A 20,730-nucleotide genomic window follows, 5' to 3' on the forward strand; every position below is an offset into this window, starting at 1 on the left:
CGCTTCGAATCGGGCGCTACACCAACTTTCTCGACACTACCTTCGCCTTCGTATCTGACATAGATACCTCCAAAGAACTCGAGACTGCATCGCATCTCGCTTCAACGTTTGCACAAGGCAAACGTTCTATGACGTTCTATAGGTTACCAGCAGCTTTTCTCGCCATCAAGATAATTTCAAACTGATTGCCGCAACGCGGTTGAACGGTTGCGTTTGCGCCGTGAACGGTATGGAAACGCCCGGTGAGATGATCCACCGGGCGCTTTCATACGCAATGTCCTAGATGTCAAAAACGTAGCGAGACCCAACGATCCGCTGACGACCGATGATAAACGGCCGCCGCTGCTCATCGAAAAAGAAGGCTTCCATATAAAACAAGGGTTCGCCAACGGGAACTGCCAACAACCGAGCGACCTCGGGCGACGCACACGCGATCTCAAGCGTGCATGGGTCGGTAAACGCGGGCGTGCGGCCCGTCAGGTTGCGCACGAACTCAAAAATGGATTGGTTAGATAGAGGTGCCGTTGATAGATAGGCGTTGTCCTCGTAAACATATATGTTGTTCTCGAGCATGACAGGGACGCCATCGGCAGTACGCACGCGCTCAACGCAGATCAAGTCAGTTCCAACGGGAACACCAAAGAACTGTGCTTCGGTGGAATCCGCCGGCAGCATCTTTCTCGAAATGACACGCGCCCCCGGTTCCATTCCGTTAACGCGGCATGCGTCCGAAAAACTCTGGACGTCATCCTTCTGGCGAATCTTGCGCTTGAGCTTGGGGGCATTGACAAACGTGCCTTTCCCCTGTCGCTTCGTTAGATAGCCCTGTTGGACGAGCTCCTCAATAGCGCGTCGCACGGTAACGCGGCCAACTTTATAGCTCTCAGCCAATTCGAATTCGTTGGGTATCCGCGCACCTGCCTTGTAGGCACCGGAGTTGATTTCGTTTTTGATGATATCGATAACCTGTTGGTACAGCGGTATCGCTGCTTTACCGTCAGTTAGCCCTTCAGTCGGTGGCATATACCCTCTCCAAGCACAATTAAGCCTAAAACGGACTTAGGGGCATTCAACAAGTCCTTAAGCCCGCATTAGCTTAAAGTATGCTAGGTGTCGCACCAAAATGTCGGCTATTTACTCATCAGACCCGAAAAACGCGCAACTACCGCGCTCCTAAGAAAGCTCAAGCAGTTCCGGCAGCTGGTCGATGATCTTGTCCGCAGCATCTTGGCTAAAGCCAAAGCGCTCCTCGCGCTTGGCAATAACTGTCAGACCGGCGCGCTTGCCGGCAGTGATGCCAGGCACCGAATCCTCAACGCAGCAGCAGCGATTCGCGGGCAGCCTCAGCAGGTCCAGCGCATGCAGGTAGATGTCGGGCTCGGGCTTGCTCTCCTTAAACTGCTCGCCACTCACCACATACTCAAAGGCATCCGACAGCCCGCACGCATTGAGTACTTCCTCGATGCTATCCATGGGCGACGAGCTGGCAAGCGCCACGCGAACGCCGCGGCGCGGCAGCTCTCGAATCGTATCCACGGCGCCTGGGTTAATCAAAGCCTGATAGTCGCGCGGACGTTTATGCGCCCACTCATCCCAACGGGCCAACGCTTCCTCGCCAGTAAAATGCCCTTTACCGGCGCGCTCAAACCAATCGACTAGCATATGCAGGAAGAACTGATGTGAGGTACCAACCTGCCCGTTCAACTCCTCTTGGGTCAGATTCAACCCAAGCTCCTTGGCAAACGCGGCAGTCTCGCCCAGGTAGTAATACTCGGTATCGACAATGACACCGTCCATGTCAAAGATAACGGCGTCGAACGGAAATGCGGACACGGCACCCTCCCTAACAAAAGGGCGCCCGCAAGCAGGCGCCCAAACCATGCATTAATCGGCGATTCTAACCCAGCAGCTTATCCAGCGCCACTGCAATACCGTCTTCGTTGTTGTTGGCGGTCACCATCTGGGCCACGGCCTTGACTTCATCGACAGCGTTACCCATGGCGACGCCGGTACCAGCCCACTCGATCATAGACTTGTCGTTCTGGCCGTCGCCAAACGATACGACCTCGCTGGCATCGATGCCGAGCTTGGGCAGGGCACCCTCGAGCGCACGGGCCTTATCGATACCGGGCGCCGTGTACTCAAAGTACCAGTCGGCCGTAAACATGCCCGAAAGCGTCTGCTTAAAGGGCGCATACATCTCCTCGTAATGCGCCTGCAGGTAGGCCGGATCGCCCGCCGTCAGCAGCTTGTCCACGGGATAAGTGTCCACGACCTCATGCAGGCTCTCGACCTCGCGAATCTTAAGGTCGCACGCATCGCGCTCGTATTTGACGATGTTTTTCTGCGAGCCGTCAGGCAGCGTGATCATGCAATGGTACGAGTCCTCGACGTGCAAATCGCGACCGAGCGAGATGATGGGGATCACGTCAAAATTACGCAGGTGATCAATCAGGCGATGCAATTCGTCGGCAGGCATAGCCTGATCGAACAGCACCTCGTCGGTCTGAGCATCGACGACGTGCGCGCCATTAAAGGCAACTAGCAGACCATCATGGTTCTGAAGGTCGAGCTCCTGCGCCAAGGCATGCAGCCCCCATGCGGGACGACCCGAAGCCAAGATAAGCTTAATGCCCGACTCCTGCGCCGCGAGCAGTTTCTCGCGCGTACGCGGGCTGATGACCTTTTGGTCGTTGGTGAGCGTACCGTCGATATCCATTGCGATGGCTTTGATTGCCATACATGCCTCCCTGACATTGAACAACCTTGTCTGAGCCATCATACAGAACACCCACGGCGGCGTTGTTTGCAACGGGAAAAATGTCATATTGTCCCAAACATGAACGGCGCGCCTTCGACGATTGCGATGCCCGTCGAGGCGCCTCCCGATACATTCCATCCTATCCAAATAGCAAAGGGCCCGCATCCCAACGGATACGGGCCCTTGTCGGCTATGCGTTAGTTTTCGCAGCGAATCCTACTTGCGGTGAGCTCGGTAGAACTCGATGAGCGCCTGGGTCGAAGCGTCCTGTTCGGCCTTGGCGGCGTCGTCGTGGAAGGCCGGGGTGATCTGCTTGGCAAGCTGCTTGCCAAGCTCGACGCCCCACTGGTCGTAGGAGTCGATGCCCCAGACCGTGCCCTCGACAAACGTGATGTGCTCGTACAGGGCGATGAGCTCACCAAGCGCGAACGGGGTCAGCGTGTCGCCAAAAATCGAGGTCGTCGGACGGTTGCCCTCAAAGCAGCGGGCCGGGACGATCTGCTCGGGCGTGCCCTCGGCACGCACCTCATCGGCCGTCTTACCAAAGGCGAGCGCCTTGGTCTGGGCCAGGAAGTTGCCCAGGAACAGCTCGTGCACGTCCTGACCGCTGTCGGTCGCAGGGTTGGCGGTATTGGCAAAGGCGATGAAATCGGCCGGGACCACCACGGTGCCCTGGTGCAGCAGCTGGTAGAAGGCGTGCTGACCGTTGGTGCCGGGCTCGCCCCAGAAGATCTCGCCGGTATCGGAGGTCACAGCGCTGCCGTCCCAGCGGACATGCTTGCCGTTGGACTCCATGGTGAGCTGCTGCAGGTAGGCCGGGAAACGGTGCAGATACTGGCAGTACGGAAGCACGGCGTGGCTCTTGGAACCGAAGAAGTTGACGTACCAGACGTTGAACAAACCCATCAGCGCGACGGCATTGTTCTCGAGCGGCGTGTTGCAGAAGTACTCGTCGATGGCGTGGAAGCCCTCAAGGAACTGCTGGAAACGCTCGGGGCCGAGCACGACGATCAGCGACAGGCCCACGGCGGAGTCGACGGAGTAGCGGCCGCCGACCCAGTTCCAGAAACCAAAGGCGTTAGCCGGGTCGATACCGAAAGCCTCGACCTTCTCGAGTGCGGTGGAAACGGCGACGAAGTGCTTTGCCACAGCCTCGGCGTTCTGCTCATCGGAGCCATCGATGGCGCCCTGAGCCTTGAGCTGCTCGAGCATCCAGGTCTTGACCTCGCGGGCGTTGGTGAGGGTCTCGAGCGTGGTGAAGGTCTTAGAGACGATGATCACGAGCGTGGTCTCGGGATCCAAACCCTTGAGCTTCTCGGCCTGGTCGTTGGGGTCGATGTTGGAGATATAGCGGCAGTCGATACCGGCGTCGGCATAGGGACGCAGGGCCTCGTAAGCCATGACCGGGCCCAGATCGGAGCCGCCGATGCCGATGGACACCAGGTGCTCAATCTTCTTGCCGGTAACGCCCTTCCACTCACCGGAGCGCACGCGCTCGGCGAAGGCATACATGCGATCGAGGACCTCGTGCACGTCGGCGACGACATCCTGGCCGTCGACGATAAGCTGGCCTTTCTCGCTTGCCGGACGGCGCAGCGCGGTGTGCAGGACGGCGCGGTCCTCGGTGGTGTTGATGTGCTCGCCGGAGAACATGGCGTCGCGGCGCTCCTCGAGCTTCACCTCGCGGGCAAGATCGCACAGCAGCTTGACGGTCTCATCGGTCACCAGGTTCTTGGACAGATCGAAGTGAAGGTCGCCGGCGTCAAAGCTCAGCTTGTTCACGCGGTCGGCGTCAGCGGCGAACCAGGCCTTGAGGTCGATACCTTCGGCCTCGAGCTTCTCCTGATGAGCCTCGAGCGCCTTCCAAGCGGCAGTCGACGTAGCATCGATAGGTGCGGCAACAGTTGCCATAGAGTCCTCCTCAGCATACGAGCGCACGCCTCCATGCGCCCGGACATTCAGATGCCACTATTCTAGCGCAGGTCAAGACTATAATCAGCGAGCGTTGCCAATCGGCCCCCAAACGGCAACCGACCAAAAAGGGACAGGTTTATTTTGGCAGGTCAAACGCTTTACAAACCAAAAATAACCTATCCCTTTATGGTAAATATTAGGCCGCGGCGCACACACTGCCGAGCAGCTCGCGCAAGGGCGAGCCGATACCCTCCAGCAGTTCGGGAGCGATGATGGCGAAAACGGGAACCTCGCCGGCACCCACAACGGCGGGCACTTTTCCCTCGGAGACGATGCATCCGTAGGGAACAAAGCCGTCCTCGCCGGCATCGAGCACGGCCATGCGACGAGCGAGTTCGCGCGCAAAGCCCGCCGTATCGGCATCGCCGATCGCCAGGACAAAGTCCACGCCTTCGTCGGTCGCCAGGGCCACGGCTTCGTCGATCAGCTCGTCTCCCCCGTCGCCCTCGACCGAGCCGCAGCGAAATAGCGCGCGCTCGAGCAGAGCTCGATCAAGCGAGCCGAGCGCCGCCGAGACAAGCTCATCGCGTGTATGCTTGTCACCGCCCAGCACCACCAGCGCCTTGGTGCCGCCATAGTGGGCAACCAATCGCCCGCACCAGCGAGCCACGTCCCCATCCGCAACCAAGCGCGTCGGCATACCAAACCCATAGTTAACCATTATCCCCACAACCCTTCCGTGCTTTATGGTGGCATCAATCGTTAGCCTCATGCTACGAAGCGAGCTTTTCCGAGCTGTTTCGCGCTCTTTAGGGCTGCGTTAAAAACTCGATGCAGCCGCACGACCATACCTGCCAAATAGGGACAGGTTTTGACGGTGTCCGGTCGAGCAGGTATTATCGAACAGGTATTCGATAAGAACATGTGTTTGATGGGAGGCACGGATGGCGCACGAGCAGCACACCTACATCTGCATCGACCTCAAGACGTTTTATGCCAGCGTCGAATGCGTCGATCGTGGGCTCGATCCGCTCACCACCAACCTGGTCGTTGCCGACGAATCGCGCGGACGCACGACTATCTGTCTCGCTATCACGCAGGCTATGAAGGACCTAGGGATTCACAACCGCTGTCGCCTGTTCGAAATACCCGATGGTATCGACTACATTAAGGCCGTACCGCGCATGCAGCACTACATGGAGGTGTCGGCGCAGATCTACGGTATCTACCTGGAATACGTCAGTCCGCAAGACGTTCACGTCTACTCAATTGACGAGTGCTTTATCGACGTGACACCCTATCTGGACCTCTATCACACCGATGCGGAAGGCTTCGCCCGTATGTTGCGCGATGAGGTCCTCGCGCGCACCGGCATCACGGCGACGGTCGGCATCGGCCCCAACCTATTCCAGGCCAAGGTAGCACTCGATATCACCGCCAAGCATGTGCCCAGTCGCATCGGCACACTCGACGACGAGACCTTTCGCAAGGAGATCTGGCCCCATCGCCCCATCACCGACATCTGGGGCATCGGCCCCGGCGTGGCGGCCCGTCTCGAGAAATACGGCGTCTACGACCTGATGGGGGTCGCGGCGCTCGACGAAAACCTGCTCTACGACGAGCTCGGCGTCAATGCCGAGTATCTTATCGACCACGCCTTCGGGCGTGAGCCGACAACCATCGCCGATATCCAAGCCTATCGCCCGCAAGCGACTTCGACCACCACAGGGCAGGTGCTCTCGAAGGGCTATGCCTACGAGCAGGCCTACACCGTCTTGCGCGAGATGGTCGACAACGCCGTGTTGGACCTAGTCGATAAGCACGTGGTCTGCGACAGCATCTCGCTCTTTGTGGGCTACGCAAGCGAGCGCGCCGACATACGCCGCCTCGACGCCAGCGGTACAGCGCAATATGTGGACGGATGCGGGCACCTGCGCTCGAGCACGTCGAGTATCGAACCCACCGCAACCGCCGGCCCTGAACTCGCGCCCCGTGCGCCCAAGCCCGTCCAGCGCGATGACGAACGACGCCGCCTGGTGCGGGAGGCGCAGGCTATCGATGGCATCTTTGTGGGAGAGCATGGCGGCAAACCGCGCGGTGGCTATGCCGCACTCTTTGCGCACTCCAACGCCTCGCGCAAGCTGCCCGAGCGCACCAATTCGTTTAAGAAGATCATGGGCTATTTCGATGAGCTCTGGGCGCAGACTGTCGATCCCAAACGACCAGTCAAGCGCATCAACCTGGGATTTGGCAACCTCATGCCGGAGGAGTTTGCCACCATCGATCTGTTTAGCGACGTCGAGGCCGATGAGCGCGAGCGCGACCTGGCCCGTGCCGTCCTGGCCGTAAAGGGCAAATACGGCAAGAACGCGCTGGTTAAGGGACTGAGCTTTACCGCCGGCGCCACCGCACGCGAACGCAACGATCAGGTAGGGGGGCACCGTGCCTAAGCCCCAACAGCAGCCGATGCGGCCACCGACACCTTTTGAACGCCTAGCGGACCCCGAGGGAAGACGTCGCTCCGCCGACCCCAAGCTCACCGCTAACGGCGCCGTCCGTGCCGGCCGTGCCGCGCAGTTTATGCCCTTTGCCGCCCTCACGGGATACTACGAGCTCGTGCGCAAACAAGAGATCACTGTTGAGCCCAAATGCGAACTCACAGAAGAAAAAGCCCTCGAGCTTTCGAAAAAGCTCGAGGGCCTCAAACGCGGCGATTTGGTGCGCGTCACCTATTACGATACGTACGGCTATCGCGCTCGCACCGGAATCCTCGACGAGGTACTGCCTGCCTTTAAACTGCTCAAGCTCAAAGACATCGCCATCGATTTCGATGACATTCTTGACATCGAACTGCGCGGACGAGCCTAGACAAGGAAGTGCATCCAAGGCGGCGCTTACAGCGTCATGACGTAGTAACCCGCATCCTTCACGGCCGCCACGAGAGCACCGCGATCGATTGGCCGCTTGGAGCGCACGCGCGCCGTGTGGTCCGCGTACGTTACCGTTGCCCACACACCATCCAGTGCATTCAGGGCATTGGCCACGTTCTGAGCGCAGCCATCGCAGCTCATGCCGCCGATGAGCAACTCATCGCTATAGGGGTAGTGGGACGGATCGGTATCCGCAACCACTACCTTCTTGGCCTTCTTGCCGCTCGCGCCATCGCTGCAACAACTCTTCCCGTGTGTCGAAGCGACAATGCGACGCAGGCCAAAGAACATGCCAACGACAATCACGGCAAGCACGATGAGATTCGCAGGGTTGAGCAAGTCACTCATGCATTCCCCTTTCAAGTAGCCCTATCTAGATACCCCCATGGGGTGTCCTCATCTTAACCCAAAATCATGTCCGTTCGGTCAATTAGTTTCCCTCTTCAAACTTTTTTGTTGACCAAGGCTTACTTTCTTGTATAAGTTTTCCTAGGTTAACAGTTTAGATTCGTAAGGAGCGCCGTGACTCGAACCATAGACATCCCAACGTTTCAGTCAGCAGTCGTGCGCAACTGCTCTCCAACGCTCGCGGGCATCAAGCCGGCATCGCTCTTTACCTATCCAGGCACCTACGCCCACGGGGACGGCTCGTCCGCAACCGAAAACATCGCAGAACGCCGAGCACGCCTGCTCAACGTTATCGCCCAGTGCAATCGCGAGCTTGACCCACTCGGCATCCACCTGAGTGTTTTGGTCTGGCGGCCCTGCGGAGCGCTCGTGTACGTGTACCGAGCCAAAAGCCTCGCCACCTATTTCGCAGACCCTCGCGCCCAAACGGCGCTCGCCTCGGAAGGCTACGACACGAGAGACCTTTCGACATGCCTTGTGCATTTGGCATCACGCATCACGCTCGCGAGCAATAACGTCGCGGAATGCGCCTGCAGCCAAACTCGATGCGCACTACCCCAGCAAGCTAGCTGCAGCAAAGACTGCGTCTGCGAGTTTCCGCACGAAATAGGTTACTTCCTTGGATATCCCTACGACGACGTGCACGAGTTTATCGTCCAGCGCGGCGAGAACTACAAGGTCTTTGGAGCCTGGAAGGTCTACGCAAATGTCGAGCAGGCGCTTGCGACGTTTGATGCCTACCGTGCCTGCACCCAATACTTCACCTTTGTCTATCAGCAGGGCTGTAGCCTGGCGCAACTTGCCCAGGCAACCCGATAGAACGTACGAGCCGCGGCCAGCGCCGCACAACCGAAAGGACAAAACATGAGCAAGATCGCCGTCGTCTATTGGAGCGGCACGGGCAATACCGAGGCCATGGCAAACCTCGTCGCCGAAGGCGCCACGTCCGCGGGTGCCGAGACTGAGGTCATCCCCTGCGCCGACTTCTCTGCCGACAGGGCCGCCGACTACGACGCCTTCGCCTTCGGCTGCCCCGCCATGGGCTCCGAGGAACTCGAGTACGATGAGTTCCAGCCGATGTGGGACGAGGTCAAGGAGACTCTCGGCGACAAGAAGGTCGTCCTCTTTGGCTCCTATTCGTGGGCCGAGGGCGAGTGGATGGACAACTGGAAGGCCGACGCCGACGAGGCAGGTGTCAACGTCGTCGATTCCGTCATTTGCTACGACGCCCCCGACGATGAGGGCGAGGCGGCCTGCCGCGCCCTTGGAGCCGAGCTCGCCTAGCGGCAATGAGCTCCGCCCGTAACGCGCTCTGCACCAAAACACATTCGCATCCCAACAAAAACGGGAGCTGGATCACATCCAGCTCCCGTTTTCTGCTATGTCAGTCATATAAAGCGGCTACGAGATATTGCCCAAGAACGCCTTGGTGCGTTCGCTCTTGGGATGGTCGAAGACCTCGCTCGGCGTGCCCTCTTCCACGATAACGCCGCCGTCCATAAAGACGACGCGGTCGGCGACGTCGCGGGCAAAGCCCATCTCGTGCGTCACCACGATCATAGTCATGCCATCACGTGCCAGGTCGCGCATAACGCCCAGGACGTCGCGAACAAGCTCGGGGTCGAGCGCCGACGTGGCCTCGTCAAAGAGCATGACGTGAGGGTTCATCGACAGGGCGCGGGCGATGGCAACGCGCTGCTGCTGGCCGCCCGAGAGCTGGCTCGGCATAAAGTCGATGCGCTCGGCAAGACCGACCTTGGTCAGCTCCTCAATGGCAATCTTCTCGGCCTCTTCCTTGCTGCGCTTGAGCACCTTTTGCTGCGCGAGCATGACGTTCTTTTTGACTGACAGGTGCGGGAACAAATTGAACTGCTGGAACACCATACCCAGATGCGTACGTACCTTGTTAAGGTCGACGCCCTTGGCGCAAACGTCCACGCCCTCAACGACGATCGAGCCGCTCGTGGGATGCTCCAGACGATTGATGCAGCGAAGCATCGTCGACTTGCCCGAGCCCGAAGGACCCAGGACTACGACGACCTCGCCCTTGTGCACATCCAGATCGATATCGCGCAGGACCACGTTATCGCCAAAGGCCTTCTGGAGGTTCTTGATGCTGACGACGACCTCGTTCGAGTTATTGGTTTCGCTCATGATAGGACCTCCTTACAGACCGGCGATGTGATCGGCGGGCGTCGCGACGACCTGTCCGGCGCTCTTGGTGGGACGCTTCTTCTTGACTTCGGCCGTACCCAAAAGCCTCGCCTCAAGACCGCTCACCAAGCGAGCAAGCGGCAGAGTGATGACCAGGTAGAACAGGGCGGCAACCACATACGGCGTAATGGAGCCCGTCGTGGCCACGATGGTTCGGGCGTTCATGACGATCTCGACCACACCCACGGCGGCGAGCAGCGACGTATCCTTATAGAGCAGGATAAACTCGCTAGTCAGCGTAGGCAGAACATTGCGGAACGTCTGCGGAATCATAACGTAGAGCAGCGTCTGGAAGGCGTTCATGCCCAGCGAGCGAGCCGCCTCGTTTTGGCCCTTGGGGATCGACTGGATGCCGGCGCGGAAGATCTCGCACAGGTAGGCGGACGAGTTCATGGCCATGACGATGACGCCCAGCACATAGTCGTCAACCTTGACGCCGGCCAGCGGCAGACCGAAGAACGCGATGTAGATCTGCAGGAACGCCGGCGTACCGCGGATGATATTCACATAGATGCCGGCAAGGCAACGCAGGATGCGCGACTTGGAGATGCGCATGAGCGACAAGGCAAAGCCAAAGGGAATTGCCAGCGGAAACGCCACGAGCACGATCGAGAGCGACATGAGGAAGCCTTTGAAGACGATCGGCAGGCTCTGGACCAAAATGACCGGGTTCAGGAACAGGCGAAGGAACATGTTGGAATTCCATGCCTCGACCCACGGCTGCTCCTTAAGGTCGGCCAGGAAGTTATCGAATGCCGTCACGCCCTTAATCTCGACGGAAGGAATCTTAGAAATCTTCTTGGTCGAACCGTCGGCGAGCGTATAGGTGCCGCTGAAGGCCTCATCGCCGCCCTCGACGGGAAACGTCACGCCGTAAACCTCGACACGGAAAAAGCCTCCGGCAGGCGCCGTCTCGCCAAAGTCGATCTTGAGCGTCTGGCCGTCAGCCTTGCACGTGGGCTTCATGGGCGTACGATCCATGAGGTCCTCGCCCGAGAGCATCGTCAATCGCGTGTCATCGGTACCAAACGTCGTGCCGTCGACAAACGTCAGCGAAAGACCGCTCAGCTCCTCGTCGGCATCGGCCTGAACTTCCCAGGTAATGCGCGTCTCGGTGCCGCCGACCACAGCGCTGCCCGAACCGGTGTTGGGTCGGGCAGTAATCTTTGCGGTCTCAAGCGCCTGGGCGGTCGTGGGCGCATATGCCCCCGCGCACACCAGCGCGAGCGCCACGGCCATGACGCAGGATAGCTTTTGGAGCAAGGCGGGCAGTGAAAAACGCTGCTCCGTGGCCCCTTTGTTCAGTCGAGACAAGGTGGCTCCTATCGTAGAAGTTGCCGACAAAACGAGACGGAAACGCTCTCCGTCAAGAGAGGCGCAAAGGCCCTCTCCGCAAAACGGAAAGGGCCCGCGCGCAATCAAGCATTAATTTACTTGATGTTGTACTTAGCCATGAGGGCGTCAACGGTACCGTCGTCGGTCAGGTCCTTGATGGCCTGGTTGATGTCGTCCTTGAGCTTGGTGTTGCCCTGGTTGATGGCGATGGCGTACTCCTCGCCGGTGCTGACCTGCTTGATGGTCTGGCAGGTGTTGAACTGCTCGGCGGTCAGCTGGCTGGCAACGGAGCGGTTGGTGACTACGGCATCGCCCTTATCGGACTGCAGGGCGCTGAAGCACTCGGTGGCGTCCTTGTAGGGAACGATCTTAGCCTTGGGGAAGTTTTCCTGAGCAAAGGCCTCGGCGGTCGATCCAGACTGGACGATGATGGTAGCGTCGGCGTTGTTGAGCTTCTCGCTGTAGTTGTCGGCCGTGATGTCGGTGTTATCGACCTTGGTCACGATAGCCTGATCGTCCATGTAGTAGGAATCGGAGAAAGTGACTTCCTTCTCACGCTCGGGCGTGTCGGTGATAGCCGCGATGGAAACGTCATACTTGGCGCCCGAAGCGACACCCGGAACCAGCGTGTCAAAGTCATTGTTGACGTACTCGACATCCAGGCCCAGCTTGTCGCCGATAGCCTTGATAAGCTCAAGGTCAAAGCCCTGATAATCGCCGTTGTCATCCTTGTACTCAAACGGAGCGTACTCGGCAGAGGTGCCGACGGTCAGCGTACCGTCCTTGACGAGCGCGTACTCCTTGGAGCCGTCGACCTTCTCGACCTTAGCGTCGTCAGAGCTGCTGGAACCGGCATCAGAACCAGAGGTGGCGTTGGACGAGCCGCAGCCCGTCAGTGCGAGGGCGAGTGCCATGGCGCCCGTGGCGGCAAATGCGCCAAGCTTCTTCAGCTTCATAATCAGTCTCCTTCCGGTGACCCCGTTTGATTCAGAGGTCTGCAAAAACTGTTGGTTATTATGCGCCCGTTTGGAAGAATCCGCAATTAGAAAACTGATTGAAACAAACCCATAACGTGAATGGAACACTCCACTTTATGACAGTCATTACTGCTGCAATGACCTTAACAGTTTGATTTCAGCCGCATAACCTGCAAGTTCGTTCGGTGTCTCCAAAATGAATGGCAATGCGCGCAAGCGGCCATTCGATACAATATTCTGCATAACCTGCATACCGCCGCCAAACTCCTCGCTGCCAAGGTAGCCCTTGCCGATGCACTCGTGACGATCTTTATGGGCACCACTGGGGTTCTTCGAATCGTTGATGTGTACTGCACGCAAGCGGTCGATACCCACCACGCGGTCGAACTCGTCGAGTACGCCGTCCAGATCATGGATGATGTCGTAGCCGGCATCGCTCACATGGCAGGTGTCCAGACACACGCCCAGCTTGTCCGATAGCTCTGGACGCCTGGCGGCAGCACCCTCGATAATGCGCGCCAGCTCTTCAAAGCTACGGCCCACCTCGGTACCCTTTCCCGCCATGGTCTCGAGCAGCACCGTCGTCTGCTGCCCCTCAAACATCACCTGACACAAGGTGTCGACGATCATCTGAATGCCGGCATCAGTCCCCTGCCCCACATGCGCGCCGGGGTGGAAGTTGTAGTAGTTGCCGGGCAGCGCTTCCAGACGCTGCAAGTCCTCGGCCATTGCCTCCAAGGCAAACTCGCGTGCCCGCTCTTTGGCAGAACAGGGGTTGTAGGTATAGGGGGCATGAGCCACAAGCGGGCCAAAGTCGTTTTTCTCCATAAGCTCGCGCAGGGCCGCCACGTCATCCATGTCAAGATCTTTCGCCTTGCCGCCGCGCGGGTTGCGCGTGAAGAATGCAAAGGTGTTGGCGCCAATGGATAGCGCCGTCTCCCCCATCGCCCGATAGCCCTTCGTCGTCGAAAGATGACACCCAATCGTCAGCATCTCCAGCTCCCCCTCATCAGTTGCGGTGAAATAGTTCCTGTCGATGCCCTATTCTGCCGCAAACAGGAACTATTCCACCGCAACTTATAAAAGGGGCATCAGGAACGCGTTTTGCAAAAGGCTTTAAGCGCGGCCGTTACGGGGCCAGGCTGGAAACGTCGGCGCACATCGTCGAGACGCTCAGGAATATCGATGTGCTGCGGGCAGTGACGTGCGCATTTGCCGCATTTGACGCAATTGCTCACCAACTTGGGCTCACTCGTCCGCACCGCGCTCGCCGTAAAATACTGCGACAGGCCCGTAAACCAGCTGTGCGCATAGCTTGCGTTGTAGGCGGCGAAACACCCAGGGATATTGATGCCTTTGGGACACGGCATGCAGTAGCCGCAGCCCGTACAGGGCACGCGATTCGATTTCTCAAACTCTCCCAGCACACGCGCGATGGTATCGAGCTGCTCTGTCGTCATCGAATTCGGCAGTGCGCGATCCGCCAATGCCGCGTTCTCGTCCACCTGCGCGGTATCGGTCATGCCCGAAAGCAGCATCGTGACTTGAGGATGGTTCCACACCCACGAAAGGCCCCAGGCGGCAGGAGTGCGCAAATGCGGGTCAGGGGCGCCATCGAGCACAGCGCGGGCCCGCGGCGGCAGCTTGCCCGCTAAACGCCCGCCCAGCAGCGGCTCCATCACAAACACCGCGAGCCCGCGCTCCGCAGCCGCCATGAGTCCCGCCGTTCCCGCTTGGTAGCGCTCTCCAGCGTAGTTGTACTGGATCTGGCAAAAATCCCAGTCATACGCGTCAAGCATCGTGAGGAAGTCCGCCGCACTGCCGTGGTACGAAAAACCTATCTGGCGAATACGCCCCGCAGCCTTTTGGTGCGCAATCCAGTCCTCGATGCCCAACGCCACCACGCGCTCCCACTGGGCGGGCGAGGTAATGTTGTGCATAAGGTAGTAGTCGATATGGTCGGTCCGCAAACGGTGCAGTTGCTCGTCAAAAAAGCGGTCGAAATCCTCCGCACATTTGCACGAAGCGTGCGGCAACTTAGTCGCCAGCAACACCCGGTCACGCAGCCCCAAGCGCTCAAGTGAGGCGCCCACGCACACCTCGTTACCGGGATAAAGATACGCAGTATCCAGATAATTAATCCCCTGTTCCACCGCACGGGAAATGATGGCATCGGCCGTCTTCGCATCGGGGTGTCCCGGCGCACCGGGAAATCTCATGCAGCCCAGACCCAGAGCAGATATTCGGTTACCACTTTTGGGGTCAACGCGGTATTGCACGGCCCCTCCTTTCGCCATCAGCGCCCCGGCAAGACGAAACACAATGGTCACGCGACCGAAACATCGTGGAATCGCAATCGAGAACGTATCGTAACGCAGCAGAAATCGAGCCGTCACGACACCGCTTTAACATCAGCAAAAAGCCCGATGAAAGGAGCAACAAACAAATACGGCCATCCGGTGCACGCAGCATGGTCCGGCGGCATACAATCCATCAGGCGCCCTTTACGCGGGCGCCTTTTATATGGGGAGATGATTCACATGCAGATCAACAAGGTCGCCTTTATCGGCAAGGGCGGCGTCGGCCTGCTCTACGGCAGTATGATTGCCAAGGCCCTCGGCAATGACGCCGTCGAATACGTTATGGATGACGCCCGTTTTGAGCGTCACGCAAACGATGCGCTCACCGTCAACGACAAGCCCTGTGCGCTCAAGTCCGTCCGCGCCAGCAAGGCAACGCCCGCCGATCTGGTCATCCTGACGGTCAAGACCACCGGTCTCGACCAAGCACTCAAGACTATGGAGCGCGTCGTGGGACCCAACACGCTCATCGCCTCGCTGTGCAACGGCATCACGAGCGAGCAAAAGATTGCCGAGCGCTTTGGCTGGGAGCATACCGTTCTTGGTATTTGCCAGGGTATGGACGCCGTGTTCCTCAACGGAGAGCTCACCTTTACCAACACGGGCGAAATCCGCTTTGGCGCGGCGGCCGGTACGGACCCCGCAACCATCACCGCAATCGACGAGCTCTACACGCGCTGCGGCATCGCCCATACCGTCGAGAGCGACATTGCGCACCGCATGTGGGCCAAACTCATGCTCAACGACGGCATCAACCAGACCTGCATGGCCTACGGCGGCACGTACGGAAGTGCCACGGAGCCGGGCTCCGAGCAGCGTCGCTGCCTTGTTTCCGCCATGCGCGAAACGCTTGCGGTCGCCAACGCCGAGGGCGTTGAGCTGACCGAGGCAGACCTGACGCAGATGGTGCACCTCATCGAAGGAATCGATCCCGCCGGCATGCCCTCGATGGCGCAAGACCGCGTCGCGCGGCGCAAAACCGAAGTCGAGGAGTTCGCCGGCACCATCTGCCGTCTGGCGACCAAGCACGATATCCAGGCACCGCAGAACGAATGGCTCTATCAGCGTATTCGCGATATCGAGGCAAGCTGGTAGCGCCCGACTCACCACGTCAACAGACTCAACAGCAAAGCCGCCGCAAGGGCACTCCCCTTACGGCGGCTTTCATCTTCATCTATAACCAGTAGTCGATGTCCCGACGGTTAGAGCTGCGACTCCGAGGCCTGGCCCTCATCGTCGCGACAAAGGACTACACCCGCGCTTCCCAGCAGTGCGGCTGCGATCAGCGCGCCAACCACGATTGGAGCAGCCCCGCATGACCCCTGCATGCCCGCAATGAGCGCGGCCGTAGGACCAAGGCAACCAAGCGTCAATGCAACGGCGGCAACGGCGATATCTCGAGCATTCACAAGACCACTTCCTCCACGAGAAAGACTTTGTTTCTCGTGACTTAGTGTGCCTCGTGCCCATATGCGCGGCGTACGGCCACGGTAAGCGCTCTGTTAACTCAAGCATGCACAAAAAACGGACGCCTTTACGTTGCCCAAAGGCTCGGTAAAGACGCCCGCCCGTCATGTCCAATTGGCTTATGGCAGATTACCAACCGGTATAGTAGTCGGTGGTTCCGGCTGCGCAGCCGGAGTCATAGACCTTGCACTCACCCTTGGAACCGGTAAACGTGGAGCCTTGGGCCTTATCGCCCGCGGCAACGACATAGTAACCATCGGAATCGCGCCAAAAGCCCTCGGAATCCTGCGTCCACTCGCCCGTGCGGTGGTGATACAACACGTTGCTGCTGTAATAAGTCTCGCGGCGGCCGTTATAGTTATTGACGCCGCTCGAGCGCGTCAGACCCGAGCCGTTCGCGTAATACGCAGCAGACGTATAAGACGAGCCGAAGCCGGCGTTGTAATACGAAGCCTGAACGGCCTCAGCGGCCTCGGCTTCGGCTGCGGCAGCCTCGAGCGCCTCGCGCTTGGCATCCTCAAGCGTGGAGCGAAGCTCGTCGAGCTCGGTCGACTTGGCGTCGACTTCCCCCATCGTCAACAGGCTACCCGCACCGTCGATGCAACCCTGCAACACAGCGCGCTCGTCATCGGTAGCATAGTCGCCATACATATTCATAATGATCTGAGCGCGCATCTCCAGGGAATCGCGCTTTGCCCCCATCGAGGCGTTCCACTCCTGCATAGAGCCATAACCGTCGCCGCGGTAGTCGACGGGCTGCACCAGCGTCGCCTCGGACGGCGCAGATCCGACCGTATCGGATAGTGTTGCCGCATGGGCATCAGTTGCGCCGGCGCCCGCCAAAAGTGCCACGGTCAGAGCGGCGGAAAGGGCGGCGGCTTTCGGTTTTCGTGAATCGATCCTCATGTAGCTGGAAACCTCCGTAGTGCGTTTTTGCTGCGTGTGAGCTGCGTGTGATTCAATCGCGCTGCATAGTACCCCGAGCAAATCGCGACCTGCGGTTTTACTCAAAAGGCGCACGTCAATTGCGTAAAACTCACATCCTCTCAACAGGAGTTTTCCACAACTCGAATGCATAAAGCATGTCAAAAACCCTGTTTTTGCACCCTCTCTATGCAAAAAAGGCGCCTGTGCAACCATTGTTCGCACAGGCGCCTTGAGCAGGCATTTTATGCAGTTATACCTATCGAGTCGCAAGGGGTCCTTGCACAAGTCGCCTTACTCGTCCAGCGCGGCGAAGGCCTGCTTCAGATCCCAAATGATGTCCTCGGCGTTCTCGGTACCGATGGAAAGACGGATCGTGGAGGGCGTGATGTTCTGCTCGGCGAGCTCCTCGGCAGAGAGCTGGGAGTGCGTGGTGGTAGCCGGGTGCACGACGAGCGACTTGACGTCGGCCACGTTGGCGAGCAGCGAGAACACCTGCAGATGATCGATGAACTTCCATGCAGCCTCCTGGCCACCCTTAATCTCAAAGGTAAAGATCGAGGCACCGCCACGGGGGAAGTACTTCTGATAGAGCTCGTGATCGGGGTGCTCAGGCAGGCTCGGGTGATTCACCTTGGCGACGTGGCTGTCACCAGCCAGGAACTCAACGACCTTCTTGGTGTTCTCGACATGGCGGTCAACGCGCAGCGACAGAGTCTCGGTGCCCTGGAGCAGAACCCAGGCGTTGAACGGGCTGATGCAGGCGCCCTCGTCACGCAGCAGGATAGCGCGGACATAGGTTGCGAAGGCGGCGGGACCGGCAGCCTCGGCAAACGAAACACCATGGTAGGAGGGGTTGGGCTCAGCGATCTGGGCGTACTTGCCACTCGCCTTCCAATCGAAGTTACCGCCGTCGACGATCACACCGCCCAGCGAGGTACCGTGGCCGCCGATGAACTTGGTTGCGGAGTGGACGACGATGTTGGCGCCGTGCTCCAGCGGACGGAACAGATACGGGGTGCCGAAGGTGTTGTCGACGACAACCGGCAGACCGTGCTTCTTGGCAATCTCGGAGATGGCGTCGATGTTGGGGATGTCGGAGTTGGGGTTGCCGAGCGTCTCGAGATAGATGACCGTGGTGCTGTCCTTGATGGCACCCTCAACCTCTTCCAGGTTATGGGCATCGACAAACGTGGTCTCGACGCCAAACTGGGAGAGCGTATGCTCCAGCAGGTTGTAGGAGCCACCGTAGATGGTCTTCTGAGCCACCACGTGGTCACCAGCCTGGGCAAGAGCCTGCAGGGTATAGGTGATGGCAGCAGCGCCGGAGGCGACGGCAAGACCTGCCACGCCGCCCTCGAGCGCGGCGATACGGTCCTCGAAGACGCCCTGGGTGGAGTTGGTCAGACGGCCGTAGATGTTACCGGCGTCGGCAAGACCAAAGCGGTCGGCGGCGTGCTGGGAGTTGCGGAACACATAGCTCGTGGTCTGGTAGATAGGCACGGCACGGGAGTCGGATGCGGGATCGGCACTCTCCTGGCCAACGTGCAGCTGCAGGGTATCGAAACCAAAGGTGTGCTCGGGGTTGTTGATGAACTGGCTCATGATGATCTCCTTGATCGAACGAAAGTAAGTAAAAGGAGAGAAGTAAGTCGCTGTCTCCTGATCACGCCGACGGGCGCAAACAGGAGCCCGGCATTCGTCTTGGTAAGCAATTCATATGCGGGCCTCCTTTCGCGTCCCGATTCCGTAGTCGGCTTAATAACCTACCGCCTTTGTGTGTTTTGAATAGTACGGGCATTGTCTTCCTCGGTCAATCACTTAAAAGCGCTAACTTGTTATCTGTTTTATAGATAACTATCGAAAGGATGGTGTCGATGACCCTTCAGCAGCTTCGTTTTCTGATCACCGTGGCAGAGTCCGGCTCAATCAACGCCGCAGCTCAACGCCTCTATACTGCTCAGTCCAACATCTCAAACGCCGTCAAAAGCCTGGAACAGGAGCTCCATCTGGAGATCTTTACGCGCTCCAGCCGCGGCGTCACGCTCACCAACGACGGCACCGAGCTTTTGGGCTATGCGCGCCAGGTCGTAGAGCAGGCCGACATGCTCGAGGCACGCTACGAGGACGGCGGCACCCCGCAAGCCCGCCTCGCCATTTCCGCCCAGCACTACGCCTTTTCGGTCGAGGCCTTTGTCAACGTAGTCGAGCGCTGCCGCGACAGCAAGTTCGAGTTCATCATGCGCGAGACCACCACATCGCAGATCATCGACGACGTGCGCGCGTTTCGCAGCGACATCGGCATCCTCTATCTGGACGACTTTAATACCCGTGTCTTGCAGAAGGCCTTCGCCGATGCCCGCGCAAGCTTCCATCCCCTCTTCGACGCGACGGTCCACGTCTTCGTCAGCGAACGCCATCCGCTCGCACGCCGCCCTCAACTGTCCCTTGCCGACCTCACGCCCTATACGCGCTACAGCTTTGAGCAGGGAACCTCAAACTCCTTCTATTACGCCGAGGAACCCTTTAGCTATATCCCTTGCGACCGCAACATACGAATCTCGGACCGCGGAACACTTACCAACTTACTTATCACGTCGAACGGTTACACCCTGTCGACCGGTGTCCTCTCCAATGAAATGCAATGGGGCATGGCATCGATCCCGTTAGCAGACGCCCCAACGATGCACGTTGGCTACATCATGCACGACGAGCGCAAGCCCTCTCTCCTCTTGCAGCAATACCTCGACGAGCTCAACCGCATCATCCATGCCAGCTAACAGTCGGAAGACGGGGCAGAAATCGTAGATTGCTGGCCCCCGGCGGGCATGGCGCTACAATGGTCACTCACATGAAATGCACTCAAAGAAAGGAAACCCGTGAAGGTCATCATCTATACCGACGGCTCGGCCCGATCAAATCCGGGACGCGGCGGCTACGGCGCCGTGCTCAAATACACCAACCCCGCCGGCAAGACCTTTACCTCCGAGCTTTCGCGCGGCTACGCCAAGACCACCAACAACCGCATGGAGCTCATGGCCGTTATCGTGGCGCTCGAGGCACTCAACCGCCCCTGCGAGGTCGAAGTCCATTCCGATTCGCAGTACGTCGTCAACGCCTTCAACAGGCACTGGATTGACGGATGGAAAAAACGCGGCTGGAAGACCGCCAACAAGCAACCTGTCAAGAACCGCGATCTGTGGGAGCGCCTGCTCACCGCAAAGAGCAAGCACAAAGTGGAGTTCATCTGGGTTAAGGGCCACGCCGGCCATGAGCTCAACGAGCGCTGCGACGAACTTGCCACCACGGCGGCCGACGGCAGCAACCTCGATATCGACACTGGCTTTAACGAGAGCGACCTGTAACGGCGTTTTCGTACGCTATTTCCTGCCTCCTCGCGCTACACTCATCCTGTAAACCGAACGGCACGAGGGGGATAC

General features: G+C 58.9%; 22 protein-coding genes. 8 read left to right on the forward strand and 14 right to left on the reverse strand.

The annotated features are described in order from the left end of the window. On the forward strand, positions 1-185 hold a 185-nt coding region (locus DW211_RS10275; RefSeq protein WP_233540925.1), incomplete at its 5' end, for a hypothetical protein. Between the two features lie 94 nt (positions 186-279). On the opposite strand, the gene DW211_RS02650 is transcribed toward DW211_RS10275, so the two are convergent. The 5 genes from DW211_RS02650 to DW211_RS02670 all read right to left on the reverse strand — a co-directional run bounded on the left by DW211_RS02650 (position 280) and on the right by DW211_RS02670 (position 5,396). Beyond that, positions 280-1,023, reverse strand: a complete 744-nt coding sequence (locus DW211_RS02650) for a GntR family transcriptional regulator (RefSeq protein ID WP_117716558.1) — start codon at positions 1,021-1,023, stop codon at positions 280-282. A gap of 150 nt (positions 1,024-1,173) precedes the next feature. Then, complete coding sequence (locus DW211_RS02655; RefSeq protein WP_369832367.1) at positions 1,174-1,833, reverse strand: HAD family hydrolase; 660 nt, start codon at positions 1,831-1,833, stop codon at positions 1,174-1,176. Positions 1,834-1,897: 64 nt separating this feature from the next. Beyond that, positions 1,898-2,740 carry a Cof-type HAD-IIB family hydrolase gene (locus tag DW211_RS02660; RefSeq protein WP_199576660.1) on the reverse strand — a complete coding sequence of 281 codons (843 nt, stop codon included), beginning with the start codon at positions 2,738-2,740 and terminating at the stop codon, positions 1,898-1,900. 237 nt (positions 2,741-2,977) lie between these two features. Then, entirely contained in the window at positions 2,978-4,672 is a 1,695-nt protein-coding gene (gene pgi / locus DW211_RS02665) for a glucose-6-phosphate isomerase (RefSeq protein ID WP_117637472.1), read from the reverse strand. 199 nt (positions 4,673-4,871) lie between these two features. After that, positions 4,872-5,396: an iron-containing alcohol dehydrogenase gene (locus tag DW211_RS02670; RefSeq protein ID WP_158568471.1), complete on the reverse strand. Its 525-nt coding sequence runs from the start codon at positions 5,394-5,396 to the stop codon at positions 4,872-4,874. 223 nt (positions 5,397-5,619) lie between these two features. Between DW211_RS02670 and DW211_RS02675 the strand changes: the two genes are divergently transcribed. Both DW211_RS02675 and DW211_RS02680 read left to right on the forward strand, forming a co-directional pair. Then, a complete protein-coding gene (locus DW211_RS02675) occupies positions 5,620-7,125 on the forward strand; it encodes a DNA repair protein (RefSeq protein WP_117806478.1) in 1,506 nt (501 codons plus the stop codon). Continuing rightward, positions 7,118-7,543 (forward strand): YolD-like family protein, encoded by a 426-nt coding sequence (locus tag DW211_RS02680; RefSeq protein WP_233540926.1) that lies wholly within the window; start codon positions 7,118-7,120, stop codon positions 7,541-7,543. Before DW211_RS02675 ends, DW211_RS02680 begins: the two co-directional genes overlap by 8 nt. 26 nt (positions 7,544-7,569) lie before the next feature. Here the strand turns inward: DW211_RS02680 and DW211_RS02685 are convergent, their stop codons facing one another. After that, entirely contained in the window at positions 7,570-7,953 is a 384-nt protein-coding gene (locus tag DW211_RS02685) for a heavy-metal-associated domain-containing protein (RefSeq protein WP_118259071.1), read from the reverse strand. 174 nt (positions 7,954-8,127) lie between these two features. Between DW211_RS02685 and DW211_RS02690 the strand changes: the two genes are divergently transcribed. Beyond that, positions 8,128-8,832, forward strand: coding sequence for a DUF3793 family protein (locus tag DW211_RS02690; RefSeq protein WP_118259073.1), 705 nt, complete (start codon positions 8,128-8,130; stop codon positions 8,830-8,832). A 45-nt stretch (positions 8,833-8,877) separates the two neighbouring features. Then, on the forward strand, positions 8,878-9,297 hold the full coding sequence (locus tag DW211_RS02695) for a flavodoxin (protein WP_118259075.1): 420 nt from the start codon (positions 8,878-8,880) through the stop codon (positions 9,295-9,297). Between the two features lie 117 nt (positions 9,298-9,414). Here DW211_RS02695 and DW211_RS02700 read toward each other — a convergent pair whose 3' ends face one another. The 5 genes from DW211_RS02700 to DW211_RS02720 form a co-directional block, all read right to left on the reverse strand. Beyond that, positions 9,415-10,167, reverse strand: coding sequence for an amino acid ABC transporter ATP-binding protein (locus DW211_RS02700; RefSeq protein ID WP_117629740.1), 753 nt, complete (start codon positions 10,165-10,167; stop codon positions 9,415-9,417). Positions 10,168-10,179: 12 nt separating this feature from the next. Continuing rightward, a complete protein-coding gene (locus DW211_RS02705; protein WP_233540927.1) occupies positions 10,180-11,541 on the reverse strand; it encodes an ABC transporter permease subunit in 1,362 nt (453 codons plus the stop codon). A 116-nt stretch (positions 11,542-11,657) separates the two neighbouring features. Next, the gene (locus DW211_RS02710; RefSeq protein ID WP_117629739.1) at positions 11,658-12,518 is read right to left on the reverse strand and encodes an ABC transporter substrate-binding protein; all 861 of its coding nucleotides are present in this window, start codon (positions 12,516-12,518) and stop codon (positions 11,658-11,660) included. Between the two features lie 147 nt (positions 12,519-12,665). Beyond that, positions 12,666-13,532 carry a deoxyribonuclease IV gene (locus DW211_RS02715; RefSeq protein ID WP_117716548.1) on the reverse strand — a complete coding sequence of 289 codons (867 nt, stop codon included), beginning with the start codon at positions 13,530-13,532 and terminating at the stop codon, positions 12,666-12,668. A gap of 98 nt (positions 13,533-13,630) precedes the next feature. Beyond that, a complete protein-coding gene (locus tag DW211_RS02720) occupies positions 13,631-14,818 on the reverse strand; it encodes an aldo/keto reductase (protein ID WP_117583893.1) in 1,188 nt (395 codons plus the stop codon). A gap of 261 nt (positions 14,819-15,079) precedes the next feature. On the opposite strand from DW211_RS02720, the gene DW211_RS02725 reads away from it, so the two are divergent. Continuing rightward, a complete protein-coding gene (locus DW211_RS02725) occupies positions 15,080-15,994 on the forward strand; it encodes a ketopantoate reductase family protein (RefSeq protein WP_233540928.1) in 915 nt (304 codons plus the stop codon). Positions 15,995-16,101: 107 nt separating this feature from the next. Here the strand turns inward: DW211_RS02725 and DW211_RS02730 are convergent, their stop codons facing one another. From DW211_RS02730 to DW211_RS02740, 3 genes are all read right to left on the reverse strand, one after another. Beyond that, positions 16,102-16,308 carry a hypothetical protein gene (locus DW211_RS02730; protein ID WP_118259078.1) on the reverse strand — a complete coding sequence of 69 codons (207 nt, stop codon included), beginning with the start codon at positions 16,306-16,308 and terminating at the stop codon, positions 16,102-16,104. 187 nt (positions 16,309-16,495) lie between these two features. Next, positions 16,496-17,272, reverse strand: coding sequence for a hypothetical protein (locus tag DW211_RS02735; RefSeq protein WP_118259079.1), 777 nt, complete (start codon positions 17,270-17,272; stop codon positions 16,496-16,498). Positions 17,273-17,584: 312 nt separating this feature from the next. Next, positions 17,585-18,895 (reverse strand): O-acetylhomoserine aminocarboxypropyltransferase/cysteine synthase family protein, encoded by a 1,311-nt coding sequence (locus DW211_RS02740; protein ID WP_118256426.1) that lies wholly within the window; start codon positions 18,893-18,895, stop codon positions 17,585-17,587. A 272-nt stretch (positions 18,896-19,167) separates the two neighbouring features. On the opposite strand from DW211_RS02740, the gene DW211_RS02745 reads away from it, so the two are divergent. Beyond that, positions 19,168-20,070: a LysR family transcriptional regulator gene (locus DW211_RS02745; protein ID WP_118259081.1), complete on the forward strand. Its 903-nt coding sequence runs from the start codon at positions 19,168-19,170 to the stop codon at positions 20,068-20,070. 99 nt (positions 20,071-20,169) lie between these two features. Continuing rightward, entirely contained in the window at positions 20,170-20,655 is a 486-nt protein-coding gene (gene rnhA / locus DW211_RS02750; protein WP_118259082.1) for a ribonuclease HI, read from the forward strand. Positions 20,656-20,730 lie beyond the last annotated feature (75 nt).

The organism is Collinsella sp. AM18-10 (assembly GCF_003471585.1).
In the GTDB taxonomy this organism is placed as follows: Bacteria; Actinomycetota; Coriobacteriia; order Coriobacteriales; family Coriobacteriaceae; genus Collinsella.